Below are 14,191 nucleotides of genomic sequence, written 5' to 3'. Positions count from 1 at the left end.
GAGATTCGGATCGGCCGTTTCGACCCGAACATGGGTGGTGAGGCCCTCGCTGTCAAATCGAGGGGTGTTGAAAGCATCACAAATGGGAAAAGTTTCATATCGAGAAAGTTGCAAAATACCACCTTGGAGTTGCGGTCAATGTCGGCGTAGAGTCCTCCCGGGGCATGGATTCGGGTGGGGTCTGGTGACTAAGCCAGGAAAGAAACGGGCGCGCGCCGCGTCAGGCGTGGCGGGAGGCTCGCGCGGTGAGGAACCAGGGGAGGGCGGCGTCGAAGAGGCCGTCGCCTTCATCGCCGAGCAGGTCGGGGCGTTGCGCAAGCTCGCCGAGCGCCACAAGCTCGATGTGCTGCATTATCTCCTGGGGATGACCAAGCTGGAGGCCGACGAGCACCTGCGGCTGCGGAGCAAGCGCAAGCTGTCGTAGCGGCGCTCACCATCCAATCCGTCATCCTGAGGTGCTCGCGTAGCGAGCCTCGAAGGATGAGCGGCCGAGATGCCGCAGCCGGGCCGTCGCCCTTCGAGGGCCGCTGAAGAAGCGGCCACCTCAGGGTGACGGCGATATATGGAGGCGCGCTGCATCGACGTCGTCATTGCGAGCGCAGCGAAGCAATCCAGAGTCTTTCCGCAGAGGGATTCTGGATTGCTTCGCTGCGCTCGCAATGACAAGGGGATCAGCCGCTACGGCCCGCCATTCTCGCCAGTCGTCGGCCGAGATATTCGGCCGTGCCGAGGTCGCTCTGCGGTAACGAGGCGTCGACCAAGTGTGTCGCCAGGCCAAGCTGACTGCCTAAACGATTCCGGCCACTCAGATCCTCCCCACCCGGAATATCCAGTCCGCACCAGAGCATGCCGTGCTGCGCGGCGAGAATGGAGAAGTAGGTCAATGTGTGGAGTTGATCGCCGCTTGCGCAGGCGCCCGTGGTGAACCCGGCTGCGATCTTGTTGGCCCATCTTTGCTGGCTCCATCGATCACTTGAAGCATCTGCAAAGGCTTTGAATTGAGCCGCTGGTCCGCCCATGTAGGTTGGGCTGCCGAATGCTACCGCGTCGGCGCCGTCAATCGTTTCCAGGAACCCCTCATTCTGAAACCGGCCTGACACGATGTCGTCGCCTGTGATTCGGCAAAGCGCGACGTCTGCCATGCCATCCGCTCCGCGCGCCAACGCATGCGCCAGCTTCTCGGTGGTGCCGGAGATGGAAAAATAGACGATAGCGAGCAGGGGCATGGCGGTGCCACTTTGGGGTGTTCAGCCATCTTTGACGCCGTCGATATTTTGTACAAGTCCCCCCAACGCAGTCATTGCGAGCGCAGCGAAGCAATCCAGAATCCCTCCGCGGTGAAATCCTGGATTGCTTCGCTGCGCTCGCAATGACGGTGTGGTGGCAGTGTGCCGCGATCAGGCTGACCGCCGCCGCGGTGCCGGTCGGGGCTTCAGCGTGATGTCGGCCAGGCTGAGCAACCGTCCATCCTCGGCGTGCAGCTCGAGCTTCTTCACCGGGCGGCCTTTGACGCGATCGACCATGACGGTGTCGATCTCCTCGGGCGTGTCGTCGAACTCCTCGCTCCATTGCCGGAGCGCGACCAGGATCGGGAAGAGGCCAAGTCCCTTCGGCGTCAGCACATACTCCTGGTAGGCGCTGCCGTCGGAGGCGGGGGCGGTCGCCAGTATGCCGTGTTCGAGCATTGAGCGCAGCCGCGCCGACAGGATGTTCTTGGCCATGCCGAGCTTGCCCTGAAACTCGCCGAAGCGGCGCATACCGAGCATCGCTTCGCGGATGATCAGCAGAGTCCACCAGTCGCCGATCGCCTCCAGCGACCGCGCGACCGGGCAGCCGTCACCCTCAAAACTCGTTCGTTTCACCATCGTCTGAGGTCTCCTCACATTCGCACGATGTCGGCGCCAATCACGCGCTTGTGTGGTTGCATCATAAAACCATACGGCTAGATTGCAATATGGTTTCATAATGAAACTACTGGAGAGGCGAGCATGAGACTGAGCGGCAAGACGGCACTCATCACCGGCGGCAACAGCGGAATTGGATTGGCAACGGCAAAGCTGTTCGTGGCCGAGGGCGCGAAGGTGATCATCACCGGGCGCAACAAGGAGACGCTGGAGGCCGCAGCAAAGGAACTCGGGCCGAACGGGCTCGCGCTGGTTGCGGACGCGACCGACGTCGCCGCGACTGAAGCGGCGATCAAGAAGGGCACCGAAAAATTCGGCAAGCTCGATATCGTGTTCGCGAATGCCGGCATCCCCGGCAGCACGCCGCTGGGCTCGACGACGCTGGATGTCTTTGAGAAGGTGATCAGCACCAACCTCACCGGCGTGTTCTTCACGGTGCAGTCGGCGCTGCCCTATATCAACGACAACGCCTCGATCATCCTCAACGGTTCGGTGATCTCCGTGCTCGGCGTTCCCGGCTACTCCGCTTACGGGGCCGCCAAGGCCGGCGTGCGCGCGCTGGCGCGGATCATGGCCTCGGAACTGTCGCCGCGCGGCATCCGCGTCAACGTCGTTGCGCCCGGCGCGACCCGCACGCCGATCTGGGGCGCCGCGATCGCAACGCCTGAAGCGGAGAAGGCGTTCGAGAAGCGCCTTGGACTATCCACGCCGCTCGGCCGCATTGCTGAACCGGATCACATCTCGAAGACGGTCCTGTTCCTCGCCTCCGACGATGCCGGGCACATCCAGGGCCAGGAGATCTTCGTCGATGGTGGCGCGGTTGCCTCTCCCGCGGGCGCACCGATCTATCGCGGCTGATCAACGTTTGCGAAAATTGAATCGGTCGGCGCGACGACATCGGTTGCGCCGGCCTGTTCCTACACCTCGGTGGCTGTATTCCTCTGAACCTTCCGTGAGGCGTTGAACCTTCGCTTGCGCTGCCAAGACCCTTTTGCGGGCAGGGTCATAAGACTCACTTTCAGGGAGCCCGCGATGTCAAAAGCAGCTCGTATTTCTTCGTCGATTTCAGAACCACGTATTTACACCGAACATTCCGCCATTCCAGCCAAGCACTCCGATACGTCCGAGTTCATCGGGGTGGCACTTTTCTCAGGCATCGGGCTTTTCATTTCGCTCGTCGCCGTCATTCTTGGCGTTCAGGGCGCCTGGTTTTAGCGCTGTCGAATTCTCAGCCGCCGCCGGGCTCCGGCAGCGGCTGGTGTCGGCGTAAGTCTTACGCCGCCTGCAGGCTGGTGGCAGCCTGAAGCGCTCCGGCCAGCGCTTTCTCACGATGCTCAGGGCCAACCTGGATGCCGTCGGCGACGATGAATTCGGGGCTCGTGATGCCCATGAACGCGAACACGCCACGTAAATAGGTTTCGAGGTGCTCGAGCGAGGCGGCCGGCGTGCCCGGGCCATAATAGCCGCCGCGCGAGATCGCCACGATCACGCGCTTGTTGCCGGCAAGGCCCTGCGGGCCGTTCGCGTCGTATTTGAACGTTTTCCCCGCCACCAGGACGCGGTCGATCCAGGCCTTGAGCTGGCTCGGGATCGTAAAATTGTACATGGGCGCGCCGATCACGACGATATCGGCATCGAGGAACTCGTTGAGCACGGCCGCGCTCGCGGCCAGGTCGGGACCGAGTTCCGCCGGCGCCGGCGCGCCTTGCGCGGCCGCAAGGTGCGAGCCGGAGAGGTGGGCGAGCGGAATCTGCGTCAAATCGCGGTAGACGAGGTCGAGCGACGGCGTCGCCTGCCTGAGACGGTCGACGATGGCGGCGGAAACCTGCCGTGAGACGGAGTGGGGGCCGAGCACGCTGGAGTCGATATGGAGGAGTTTCATTGGGGTTCACCTATGGTATAGATTTGTAACCCGCACTACATGAGTGACTGTCAAATTCCCCGCAAGAACGCACTTTTTTGAGCCATGGGCACATCTTTGAGACCTGCACACACCGATTTTCCTGCTCCCCAGATGCCGGATCGCGACCACGCGGACTGCCGCGGGGTCGCCTCGATCCTGGCGCGCGTCGGCGACAAATGGAGCGTGTTCGTCATCATGATGCTGAGCGACGGGCCCAAGCGCTTCAACGAGCTGAAGCGGATGATCAACGGCATCTCGCAGCGGATGCTGACCTTGACCCTGCGCGGGCTGGAGCGCGACGGCCTCGTCACGCGCACGATCTTCCCGACCATTCCGCCGCGCGTGGACTATGAGCTGACCGATCTTGGCCGCGGGCTCCAGCAACCCGTGATGGTGCTTGGGCTATGGGCGAAGGAGCACCAGGCGCAGATCGCGGCGGCACGCACGCGGTTCGATGAGCGCAACGACACCTAGAGAAGAGAGACGAGACCGCCGCCGTGGCGTTCGAGGCGGCCCGCAAGCTCGAGCTCCAGCAACACGGTGCGCACGATCGCCGGCGAGGCGCCGGACATCCGCACGAGATCGTCGATCGAGATGGGGACGGGGCCGAGCAGGCCGGTGATCTGGTCGCGGTCGTGTGATTGTGGATCGCTCTCGAACGGTTCGCTGTCGGGCTCGCTCGCCGGATGCATCAACGGACGCTCCATGATCGGTGCGACTGCATTGACGATGTCGGACGCTTCGGTGACGAGCGTTGCGCCCTGCTTGATCAGATCGTTGGTGCCGGCGGCGCGCGGGTCGAGCGGCGAGCCGGGCACCGCGAACACCTCGCGGCCCTGTTCGGCCGCCATGCGCGCGGTGATCAGCGAGCCCGAGCGATGCGCCGCCTCGACCACGACCACGCCGAGCGCGGCGCCGGAGATCAGCCGGTTGCGGCGGGGGAAGTCGCGGGCGCGCGGCTCGTGGCCGAGCGGCATCTCGGAAATCGCAGCGCCCGCGTGATCGAGGATCAAGGCGAGCAGGTCGCCATGCTCGGGCGGATAGATGCAGTCATGTCCGCCGGCGAGCACCGCGATGGTGCCGCTCTCGACACTGGCGCGGTGCGCCGCCTGATCGACGCCGCGGGCGAGCCCCGAAATGACGATGAAGCCAGCTTCGCCAAGCTCACGGGCCAACTGACCGGCGAATTTCAGTCCCGCGCCGGAGGCATTGCGCGAGCCGACGATCGCGATCATCGGACGCATCAGCGTCGTGGTGTCGCCGCGCACGGCGAGCAGTGGCGGCGCATCGTCGAGTGTCGCGAGCCGCGCCGGATAACCGTCCTCGCCGGGTGCAAGCCAGGCGATGCCGAACTTGCGGCTTGCGGCGAGCTCGGCCTTCGCCTCGTCCACGCTACAGATGCGCCCCGATCGCTGAGCACCGCCGCGGCGCGCCAGATCGGGCAGCCGCTCGAGCGCGGCGCGCGCCGTGCCGAAATGGTCGGCCAGCGATTTGAAGGTGCGCGGCCCGACATTGTCGGAGCGGATCAACCGCAGGCGGTCGATCCGTTCAGCCTCGGTCAGCTCAACGCTCGGATTGATGGCGTCCACGGCGTCTCCTTGTGGGAGCAGCATGGAACAACCTGAGGGCGTGGGCAACAGTGGCGTGTGGTTGTTTCTATCGCCCCAATCATGGGCGGAGGAGGAAAGGAGCAACGCGCTGCCTTATTCCTCAAGGCTTTTGCTATTCGATGACCTCGTCCGCGCGCACCTGCAACGACTGCGGTATCTCGAGGCCGAGCGCCTTGGCGGTCTTCAAGTTGATGACCGTCTTAAACTGCGTCGGCTGCTCGATGGGGATGTCGGCCGGGTTCGCGCCCTTCAATATCTTGTCAACGAAAACAGTGGCGCGGCGAAACATGGAGGTGAAGTCTACCCCGTAGCCTACCAGTGCGCCCCCCCGGGACGCGACGATGGGTGCGGCAATCGATGGCACGCGGCACTTGTCGACAATCGCCGCGACCAACGCCGAATTGGTGACAAACGCATTGGCGTCCGTGATGACGAGACCGTCCATGGCGGTGGAGCCGAAGATTGATAGCGCGTTGTCGAGGTCGCCGGGGACGTCAAGCTCGATCGGTCGCAGCTCAACCTTCATTGCCCGCGCGGCGTTCGTCATGGCACTCATGGTGCCGTTGTTCAGGGGGTTGCCTCGCTGCATGAGCACCCCTGCGCGGGTCATCGAGGGAGCTATGCTCGCAAGAACCTCTAACCGCTTCGCAGCTAGTTCTGTAAGGAAAAAGGTCTGTCCCGTAATGTTGCCACCGGGATGAGCCATGCTGGCTGCAAGGCCCAAGGTCACCAGATCGGGACCCACGATCATCACGGTTGGAATTGTGGTCGTCGCACGGTGCGCGGCAAGAACCCCGGGAAATGTGGCTGTCACGAGAACGTCGACGCCGAGGGCGACCAGTTCAGCAGCCAGCGCCGGAAGCCGGTTATCGTCGCCGTCGGCGTCGCGATATTCAACGTGGACGTTCTCGCCCTCAACCCAACCGAGACCGCGAAGCGCAACGAGGAACGCGTCGACCTCCGAATTTCGCGGTGGGGGGAGGAAAAGGCCGATCCGCGAGACGCGCTTCACTTGCTGAGCGCGTGCGGCCGTTGCCCACGCCAACGCCCCGCCAGCCAAAGTGATGAATCCGCGTCGTTTCATAGCACCGCTAAATCGCTTATCCTCTGGCAGAGAGTAAGCATTTTTCGACATTGGTCCAGCCGCGTCAATGAACAGGTTGGGTCAGAAGGCGCACAGCCTAAGCCGAGACGGCGTGAGCGTCCGACAGTCCGGCAATTCGAATCTCATCGCCTTGATTGTCGGGGCAATTTAGAACTAACGCAAAGGTTGCGGCGTTTCCGCGTTAGTGCCACGCGGCCCGACATTGTCAGAGCGGATCAGCCGCAGGCGGTCGATCCGCTCAGGCTCGCTTCAGCTCCACGCTGGGATTGATAGCGTCCACGGCGGCTCCTTATGGAGGCAACATGGAACAACCTGAGGGCGTGGGCAACAGTTGCGTGCGCTTGATCGGGCTTCAAAGGCGCTGCCGGAAGACCCGACGTGGTCGACGGGTCTTCCGCAAGGTCGTCGATTCAACGCGCGTGCGCCGCCTGAGCGACAGCGACGCCGCTCCGCGAGACGCGAGCGTCAAGGCTGAGCGCACCGGCACCGAAGGCAAAGATCTGGAGCAGGCCGCCTGCCATCATCACGTTCTTGAGGAAGTGGATCATCTGATTCTGGTCGGCAAAGTTGTTGTGGAACGAGACTGCCGCGGCCAGCGAGAATATGGCGAGCGCCAGCGCGACCGAGCGGGCTTGATAGCCCGCGATCAGCAGAAGACCGCCACCGAGCTCGACGAGAACTGCGATCGCATATGCCAACGGGGGCACCGGCAATCCCGCAGAGGCGATGTACGCGGTCGTCGCGCCATAAGCGGTGAGTTTGCTGAAGCCGCTCATTGCGAACGGGAGGCCGATCAGCAGCCGGCCAACGAGGGAAGCATAACGGGTCGTATCCATGGTCATCGCTCCTGTGCTTGGTTGAGGTCCGACGGCGGTGGCGCACCAAGCGTTTGTGGTCCGTAAGAGAGTGCGCGCCGCAGGGCCCTGCGTTGTGACCTCACACTGGCCCGATCGAATTGCGATAAAAATAGAAATAATTGAAAGATACTGTTTCCATTTTTGATCTCACCGGCGCGGCGCCCGCGGAGGCGAATGCTCTGGTCGAGCCGCTGGTCCCGGTCGACTGCACGCATGGTTCGACCGCGTCCACGTGCGCTTGCGCGACCTCGTCCCGATGCTAAAAGCGATGGCAATAAGAAGGGTATTGCCATGATCTCACTCGCCGACCTCCAGCGCCGCATCGAAGCGGGCGAGCTTTCGCCCGATGACGCCATCGCCCAGTCGCACGCGGCGATCGAGGCCAGGGAGAAGGACGTCCGCGCCTTTGTCCGTCACGACAAATCCGCGAAGGCGCAAGCCTCCGGCCCGCTGCGCGGCATCGCCGTCGGCATCAAGGACATCATCGACACCGCCAACATGCCGACCGAGATGGGCTCGGAGATCTATCGCGGCTGGCAGCCGCGCTCGGACGCGCCGGTCGTGATGATGCTGAAGCGAGCAGGCGCGACCATCATCGGCAAGACCACCACCACGGCGTTCGCCTCGCGCGATCCGACCCCGACGCTCAATCCGCACAATCTCGGCCATACGCCGGGCGGCTCGTCCTCGGGCTCGGCCGCGGCCGTCGGCGCCGGCATGATCCCGCTGGCGCTGGGCACCCAGACTGGCGGCTCGGTGATCCGGCCCGCCGCCTATTGCGGGGCTGCGGCGATCAAGCCGTCGTTCCGGATGCTGCCGACCATCGGCGTGAAGTGCTACTCATGGGCGCTTGATACTGTCGGCCTGTTCGGATCGCGCGCGGAGGATCTCGCGCGCGGGCTGCTGGCGATCACCGGCCGCACTGAATTCGATGGCATCGCCGCGGCCAAGGCGCCGCGCATCGGCGTGGTGAGGCAGGAGTTTGCCGAGGCCGTGGAGCCGGCGGCGGGAGAGGGCTTGCAGGCTGCGATCAAGGCGGCCGAGAAGGCCGGTGCCAGTGTCAAGACCATCGATCTGCCGGAGTCGGTGCAGGAAGCCTGGCGCATCCACCCGATCATCCAGGATTTCGAGGCGCATCGCGCGCTGGCCTGGGAGTTTTCGGAGCATCACGACGAGATCGCGCCGATGCTGCGTGCCAGCCTCGATGACACCGTCGGCTTGACGCCGAAGCAGTATGACGACGCGCGTCGGATCGCCCGCCGTGGCCGCCGCGAGCTCGGCGAACTGTTCGAGGGGTTTGACGTGCTGCTGACCTATTCGGCGCCGGGCACCGCGCCGGCCAAGGAGCTCGCCTCGACCGGCTCGCCCCGCTACAACCGGCTCTGGACGCTGATGGGCAATCCTTGCGTCAACGTGCCGGTGCTGAAGGTCGGCGGCCTGCCGATCGGCGTGCAGGTGATCGCGCGGTTCGGCAACGATCCGGGCGCGCTTGCGGCGGCGTGGTTCCTGGAGGATGCGCTGGCGAAATCAGGCTAGCGCAGGCTCAGCGGCGGGCAGCACGCGTTCGGCCTCGGCGCCTGTCGCGCCTTGTCCGAGCCAACGCTCGGCGGCCTCGCGGCCACTCCGGTGCAGCGTACGAATGAAGCCGCGGCCGAGATCGGTGGATGAGCGCTGCGCCAGGCCCTCAATGGAGTCTTCGGCCGCGATCCTGGAGAGCCGCAGCGAAGGTGCGGCTGTGGCTCGCGCCCATTCCAGCGCCGCGATCTCGGCGTTGAGAGCGGCGTTGGCTGCGATCTGGTCGAGCCTGCGGTCGATCGCGGCGAGCGTGATCGGCACGTAGCTGTCGCGCGTGGGCGTGACCTGGACGAGCAGCAGATCGGAGGCTGTCGATTCCTGCGCCAGGCGCACCAGCGGCGGATTGCCGCCAATGCCGCCATCCCAATAGGCCTCGCCGTCGATCTCGACGGCGCAGTGAACCAAAGGCGGGCAGGTCGAGGCCAGCGCGACGTCGGCGGTAATGCAATCGTTGCGGAAGATCTGCTGCTGCCCATCGCGGATTCGCGTCGCGGCGATCAGCAGTTTTGGGCAGGCCGCGTCGCGCAAGGCGGCAAAATCGATGTCGCGCGACAGTGCCAGCCGCAGCGGATCGAGATCGAACGGATCGAACTGGCCGGAGCGCAGCGTCGGACCGAACGCGACCGAGCTTCCCGCCGGCGAGAATCCACCGACCAGCATCAAGGAGCGGAACGAGGCCTCGTGCATCAGGCGGGCCCAGAACCGGTTCAACCGCGAATGGGCGCCTTCGCGTCCGCCTTCGGCGAGGCCGGAGGCGAGCAGCAGCGCATTGATGGCGCCGGCACTGGCGCCGCTGATGGTGTCGATGTGGATGGTCGGGTGTTCCAGCAACCGCTCCAGCACGCCCCAGGTGAAGGCGGCAAAAGTGCCGCCGCCCTGAAGGGCTAGCGACAATCTTTGCGGCGGCCATTGGCCGGAGTGCGGCTGCATGGGCGCGACCGGCGCGGCAATGGTCACAATCTCGACTGGCGCTGCGGCTTGCGCGACGGGCGCAGGCTGGGTCACTGGCGGGGGAACGGGAGCAGGTTCGGGCGCGGGCCGCGGCGAGGGCGCATCGCACCAGACATTGGTCGCTGAGAGCAGCCGGCTTGCTGCGGTGCTGGAAGCACCGTGCGAACCGGACCCGTCATGCGCGCCGACAATCTTCTCGCTCATTCTGAGCTACCGCGTAACGCCATTTCCGCTGTCAGGATGACAGGCGTGGAACTCGTTCGCCACTCCGGCCGCGAGCAGCTTCCGAGTTGCGAACAGGAATTGGCACATAATGCGGAGGCGGTGCGGCGATATCCGTACTTTTTCCGGCCTTGGGATTTTGTTTTGACGCGTTTTCTTGACGCGAACCGGTATCCACTTCGCTCGAAAACGCTCTAGGCCTTCTCGCCGATCCGGCTTTCCTTGCCGGATTGCAGTCGCTTGATGTTCTCGCGATGCGCGTAGAACAAGAGCAGCGTCAGCGCGGCGAACAGCGATGCAAGCGCGAGGTGCCCGAACCACCACAGGAAGATCGGGGTGATGAATGCCGCCACCAGCGCGGACAGCGAGGAGTAGCGGGTGGTGAAGGCGGTGGCGAGCCAAAGCAGGCAGAACACGATTGCGCCGGGCCAGAACAGGCCGAGCAGGATGCCGATATAGACGGCGACGCCCTTGCCGCCTCTAAACTTCAGCCAGACCGGGAAGAGATGGCCGAGGAAGGCGCCGAGCCCGGCCACCATGGCGGCATTGGGTCCCGCGATGTAGCCGGCGATCACCACCGCGACCGTGCCCTTGAGCGCGTCGAGCAGCAGGGTGCCCGCGGCAAGGCTCTTGCGGCCCGTGCGCAGCACGTTGGTGGCGCCGATGCTGCCGGAGCCGATCGAGCGAATATCCTGCGTGCCGGCGAGTTTGGTCAGGACCAGCCCGAACGGAATCGAGCCGAGCAGGTAGCCGATGACGAAGGCCACCGGCAGGAAGGCTTCAAGCCCCATGGCCGCATCTCCATGCTGAACTGCGACGCCACGCATGAATTTGCCCGTCAGACATGTTCGTAGACCGTCCGTCCGCCGACAATGGTGCGCACCACGCGGCCTGTAAAGCGGGCCTCGTCGAACGGGGTGTTCTTGCAGGGCGATTTGAGGTCGGCGGGATCGACCACCCAGGGGACGTCGGGGTCGATCACGATGACGTCGGCCGGGCTGCCCGTGCGCAGGGTTCCACCCGGCAGGCCCAGGATCTCGGCCGGCCGCGTCGACATGGCCCGGATCAGCGTCTTCAGGTCGAGTTCCTCATTGTGCACGAGGCGAAGGCCCGCCGGCAGCATGGTCTCGAGCCCGATGGCGCCGGGTGCGGCTTCCGCGAACGGCAGGCGCTTGACCTCGACGTCCTGCGGATTGTGGTCGGACATGATGATGTCGACGAGGCCGGAGGCGACCGCTGCGACCAGCGCGCGGCGGTCGTCCTCGGTCCGCAGCGGCGGCGACAGCTTCAGGAACGACCGGTAGGGGCCGATGTCGTTCTCGTTCAGCGCAAGATGATTGATCGAGACGGAGGCGGTCACGGCGAGGCCGGCGTCGCGGGCGCGCGTCAGGACGTCGAGCGAGTCGATACAGGTCAGCGATGCCGCGTGATAGCGCCCGCCGGTGAGCGCGACGAGACGCATGTCGCGTTCCAGCATCACGGCCTCCGCCGCGTTCGGGATGCCCATCAGGCCGAGCCGCGAGGCGAACTCGCCCTCGTTCATCACCCCTTCGCCGACGAGATCGGGATCCTCGGTGTAATGCACGATCAGCGCGTCGAAATCGCGCGCGTAGGTCAGCGCGCGGCGCATCACCTGCGCGTTGATCACGCTCTTGTCGCTGTCGCTGAAGGCGATCGCGCCGGCGGCCTTGAGGAGGCCGAACTCGGTCATCTCCTCGCCGTGCATGCCCTTGGTGAGCGCCGCCATCGGCAGGATGTTGACGATCGCGGTGTCGCGGGCGCGGCGCATCACGAAGTCGACGGTCGCCGAATTATCGATCACCGGAGACGTGTCGGGTTGGCAGATGATGGTGGTGATGCCGCCGGTCGCAGCCGCCTGGCTCGCGGAGGCAAAGGTCTCGCGATGGCTGAAGCCGGGCTCGCCGACGAAGGCGCGCATGTCGACCAGGCCGGGGGCCACGATCTTGCCGGCGCAGTTGACGACGTCGGTGCCCTCGGGGACGCCGGCAGCGCCAATGCCGCGGCGGGTCTCGCGGATGATTCCGTCGGCAATCAGGACATCGCCGGGGCCGTCGAAATCCCTGGAGGGATCGACGACGCGGGCGTTGGCAAGCAGGATGGGACGGCGGTCAGTCAGCATGAGCATCACGCGTTCGGCAAGTTGCGGGCGAGCGCTTCGAGCACGGCCATCCGTACCGCCACGCCCATCTCGACCTGTTCGCGGATCAGCGATTGCGCGCCGTCGGCGACCGCGGTGTCGATCTCGACGCCGCGGTTCATCGGGCCGGGATGCATGACGAGCGCGTCCGGCTTGGCGTAAGCGAGCTTTTTCTGGTCCAGCCCGAAATAGTTGAAATATTCGGAAGTCGACGGCACGAAGGAGCCGTTCATGCGCTCGCGCTGGAGCCGCAGCATCATGACGATATCAGCGCCGTTGAGCCCTTCGCGCATGTCGCGCGCAACCTCGACCCCCATCCGCTCGATGCCGGGCGGCAGCAGCGTGGAAGGGCCGACGACGCGGACACGGGCGCCCATGGTGTTGAGCAGGATGATGTTGGAACGGGCCACACGCGAATGCAGCACGTCGCCGCAGATCGCGACCACGAGGCCCTCGATCCGGCCCTTGTTGCGGCGGATGGTCAGGGCGTCGAGCAGCGCCTGCGTCGGATGCTCGTGCGCGCCATCGCCGGCATTGATCACGGAACCGTCGACCTTGCGCGCCAGCAGTTCCACCGCGCCGGAGGCGTGATGCCGAACCACCAGAATGTCCGGGTGCATGGCGTTGAGCGTCATCGCGGTGTCGACCAGCGTCTCGCCCTTCTTGATGGACGAGGAGGAGACCGACATGTTCATGACGTCGGCGCCCAGCCGTTTGCCGGCGAGCTCGAACGAGGACTGGGTCCGGGTCGAGGCCTCGAAGAACAGATTTACCTGCGTCCGTCCACGCAGGACGGTCCGCTTCTTGTCAACCTGGCGGTTGAGCTCGACATATTCTTCGGACAGGTCGAGGAGGCCGGTGATGTCGGCCGCGGAAAGGCCCTCGATGCCCAGCAAATGCCGGTGGCCGAGGACGAAGGTCGATTTCGATGTCATTAAAGCGAGAGCTATAGGCGCGGATGGCTGGGGGGGCAAGGGCCAATGCCGGGGCGGGGAGTTATCCCCTGATCTGTCGGTGCGGGCTCATCCTCTCCGTCATGCCCGGCCTTGTCCCGGGCATCTACGTGCTTCATTCGCATTTGACGTAAAAGGCCGTGGATGGCCGGGACAAGCCCGGCCATCACGATGTGGGGAGCTCCAGTTGAAAACAATTTTGACCGCGCTCTTGGCAGCAACCGTGATCAGCGCAGCCCACGCCCAGTCGCTCCCCGGCGGCTTCGTCTATCTGCGCGACATCGATCCCGGCATCATCCAGGACATCCGCTACGCCAGCTCGAACAATTTCGTCGGCCGTCCGCTCGCCGGCTACGGCGCCGGCGAATGCGTGGTGAAGCGGGAGGTGGGGCTGCGGCTGAAGGCGGTCCAGCAGGAGCTGGCAGCGCAAGGCCTGTCGCTGAAGATGTTCGACTGCTACCGGCCGGCGCGGGCCTCGCTCGACATGGTGAAGTGGTCGCAGAACGGCTACGAGACGGCGGCCGAGCGGCGCTACAATCCGAAGATCCCGAAGAGCGAGCTGTTCCGCCTCGGCTACATCGCGAGCCGCTCGCAGCATTCCACGGGTGCGGCGCTCGATCTCACGCTGGTCGATCTCAAGGCTGACAATTCCGCCAGATACGATCCGTCAAAAGCCTATGCCGATTGCACGGCGCCGGTCGAGGCGCGATTGCCGGAGGGCAGCGTCGACATGGGCACGGGCTACGACTGCACGGACATGAAGGGGCACACTGCGGCACCGTCGATCAATCCGGAGCAGCGTGCCTGGCGCAAGCGGCTGGTGGCCGCGATGGAGAAGCAAGGCTTTGTGAACTATGCGAAGGAGTGGTGGCATTTTTCCCTGCCGGGGGCGGACGGGGCGGCCTATGATTTCCCGATTCCGCCGCGAACGAAGTAGATCGTCGTGCGACGGC

The 14,191-nt window shown here is 64.8% G+C and carries 16 protein-coding genes; 6 read left to right on the top strand and 10 right to left on the bottom strand.

The window, feature by feature from the left end; translation table 11 throughout:
- The first annotated feature begins 184 nt into the window (after window positions 1-184).
- Window positions 185-424: a hypothetical protein gene (locus IVB46_RS21845; protein ID WP_247310066.1), complete on the top strand. Its 240-nt coding sequence runs from the start codon at window positions 185-187 to the stop codon at window positions 422-424.
- A gap of 247 nt (window positions 425-671) precedes the next feature.
- On the opposite strand, the gene IVB46_RS21840 is transcribed toward IVB46_RS21845, so the two are convergent.
- Window positions 672-1,226 carry a flavodoxin family protein gene (locus IVB46_RS21840; protein WP_247310064.1) on the bottom strand — a complete coding sequence of 185 codons (555 nt, stop codon included), beginning with the start codon at window positions 1,224-1,226 and terminating at the stop codon, window positions 672-674.
- A gap of 171 nt (window positions 1,227-1,397) precedes the next feature.
- The gene (locus tag IVB46_RS21835) at window positions 1,398-1,865 is read right to left on the bottom strand and encodes a helix-turn-helix domain-containing protein (RefSeq protein ID WP_063982808.1); all 468 of its coding nucleotides are present in this window, start codon (window positions 1,863-1,865) and stop codon (window positions 1,398-1,400) included.
- Between the two features lie 123 nt (window positions 1,866-1,988).
- On the opposite strand from IVB46_RS21835, the gene IVB46_RS21830 reads away from it, so the two are divergent.
- The gene (locus IVB46_RS21830; RefSeq protein WP_071913097.1) at window positions 1,989-2,762 is read left to right on the top strand and encodes a glucose 1-dehydrogenase; all 774 of its coding nucleotides are present in this window, start codon (window positions 1,989-1,991) and stop codon (window positions 2,760-2,762) included.
- 174 nt (window positions 2,763-2,936) lie between these two features.
- Window positions 2,937-3,119, top strand: a complete 183-nt coding sequence (locus IVB46_RS21825; RefSeq protein ID WP_071917406.1) for a hypothetical protein — start codon at window positions 2,937-2,939, stop codon at window positions 3,117-3,119.
- 58 nt (window positions 3,120-3,177) lie between these two features.
- Here the strand turns inward: IVB46_RS21825 and IVB46_RS21820 are convergent, their stop codons facing one another.
- Window positions 3,178-3,786: an FMN-dependent NADH-azoreductase gene (locus tag IVB46_RS21820; RefSeq protein WP_014494708.1), complete on the bottom strand. Its 609-nt coding sequence runs from the start codon at window positions 3,784-3,786 to the stop codon at window positions 3,178-3,180.
- Window positions 3,787-3,870: 84 nt separating this feature from the next.
- Here IVB46_RS21820 and IVB46_RS21815 point away from each other — a divergent pair, with 84 nt between their 5' ends.
- On the top strand, window positions 3,871-4,281 hold the full coding sequence (locus tag IVB46_RS21815; protein WP_247343445.1) for a helix-turn-helix domain-containing protein: 411 nt from the start codon (window positions 3,871-3,873) through the stop codon (window positions 4,279-4,281).
- Here the strand turns inward: IVB46_RS21815 and dprA are convergent.
- From dprA to IVB46_RS21800, 3 genes are all read right to left on the bottom strand, one after another.
- Complete coding sequence (gene dprA, locus IVB46_RS21810) at window positions 4,278-5,420, bottom strand: DNA-processing protein DprA (protein WP_247310062.1); 1,143 nt, start codon at window positions 5,418-5,420, stop codon at window positions 4,278-4,280. The genes IVB46_RS21815 and dprA overlap by 4 nt on opposite strands.
- Before the next feature lie 109 nt (window positions 5,421-5,529).
- Window positions 5,530-6,501, bottom strand: coding sequence for an ABC transporter substrate-binding protein (locus tag IVB46_RS21805; RefSeq protein ID WP_247343441.1), 972 nt, complete (start codon window positions 6,499-6,501; stop codon window positions 5,530-5,532).
- Window positions 6,502-6,932: 431 nt separating this feature from the next.
- Window positions 6,933-7,364: a DoxX family protein gene (locus IVB46_RS21800; RefSeq protein WP_247343437.1), complete on the bottom strand. Its 432-nt coding sequence runs from the start codon at window positions 7,362-7,364 to the stop codon at window positions 6,933-6,935.
- A 306-nt stretch (window positions 7,365-7,670) separates the two neighbouring features.
- Between IVB46_RS21800 and IVB46_RS21795 the strand changes: the two genes are divergently transcribed.
- Complete coding sequence (locus IVB46_RS21795) at window positions 7,671-8,915, top strand: amidase (RefSeq protein WP_247310057.1); 1,245 nt, start codon at window positions 7,671-7,673, stop codon at window positions 8,913-8,915.
- Here IVB46_RS21795 and IVB46_RS21790 read toward each other — a convergent pair.
- The 4 genes from IVB46_RS21790 to IVB46_RS21775 all read right to left on the bottom strand — a co-directional run bounded on the left by IVB46_RS21790 (window position 8,907) and on the right by IVB46_RS21775 (window position 13,220).
- Window positions 8,907-10,109 (bottom strand): patatin-like phospholipase family protein, encoded by a 1,203-nt coding sequence (locus IVB46_RS21790; RefSeq protein WP_247310055.1) that lies wholly within the window; start codon window positions 10,107-10,109, stop codon window positions 8,907-8,909. The genes IVB46_RS21795 and IVB46_RS21790 overlap by 9 nt on opposite strands.
- A 212-nt stretch (window positions 10,110-10,321) precedes the next feature.
- A complete protein-coding gene (gene plsY / locus IVB46_RS21785; protein WP_247310053.1) occupies window positions 10,322-10,918 on the bottom strand; it encodes a glycerol-3-phosphate 1-O-acyltransferase PlsY in 597 nt (198 codons plus the stop codon).
- 47 nt (window positions 10,919-10,965) lie between these two features.
- Window positions 10,966-12,273: a dihydroorotase gene (locus IVB46_RS21780; RefSeq protein ID WP_247343434.1), complete on the bottom strand. Its 1,308-nt coding sequence runs from the start codon at window positions 12,271-12,273 to the stop codon at window positions 10,966-10,968.
- Window positions 12,273-13,220: an aspartate carbamoyltransferase catalytic subunit gene (locus tag IVB46_RS21775; RefSeq protein ID WP_014494716.1), complete on the bottom strand. Its 948-nt coding sequence runs from the start codon at window positions 13,218-13,220 to the stop codon at window positions 12,273-12,275. Before IVB46_RS21775 ends, IVB46_RS21780 begins: the two co-directional genes overlap by 1 nt.
- Before the next feature lie 205 nt (window positions 13,221-13,425).
- Here IVB46_RS21775 and IVB46_RS21770 point away from each other — a divergent pair, with 205 nt between their 5' ends.
- Window positions 13,426-14,175 carry a M15 family metallopeptidase gene (locus IVB46_RS21770; RefSeq protein ID WP_247310049.1) on the top strand — a complete coding sequence of 250 codons (750 nt, stop codon included), beginning with the start codon at window positions 13,426-13,428 and terminating at the stop codon, window positions 14,173-14,175.
- Window positions 14,176-14,191: the final 16 nt, after the last annotated feature.

It is taken from the genome of Bradyrhizobium sp. 61 (assembly GCF_023073075.1).
Lineage (GTDB): Bacteria > Pseudomonadota > Alphaproteobacteria > Rhizobiales > Xanthobacteraceae > Bradyrhizobium > Bradyrhizobium barranii.
The sequence above is the reverse complement of the archived record's forward strand: the minus strand, read 5'-3'. Positions and strand labels throughout refer to the sequence as shown.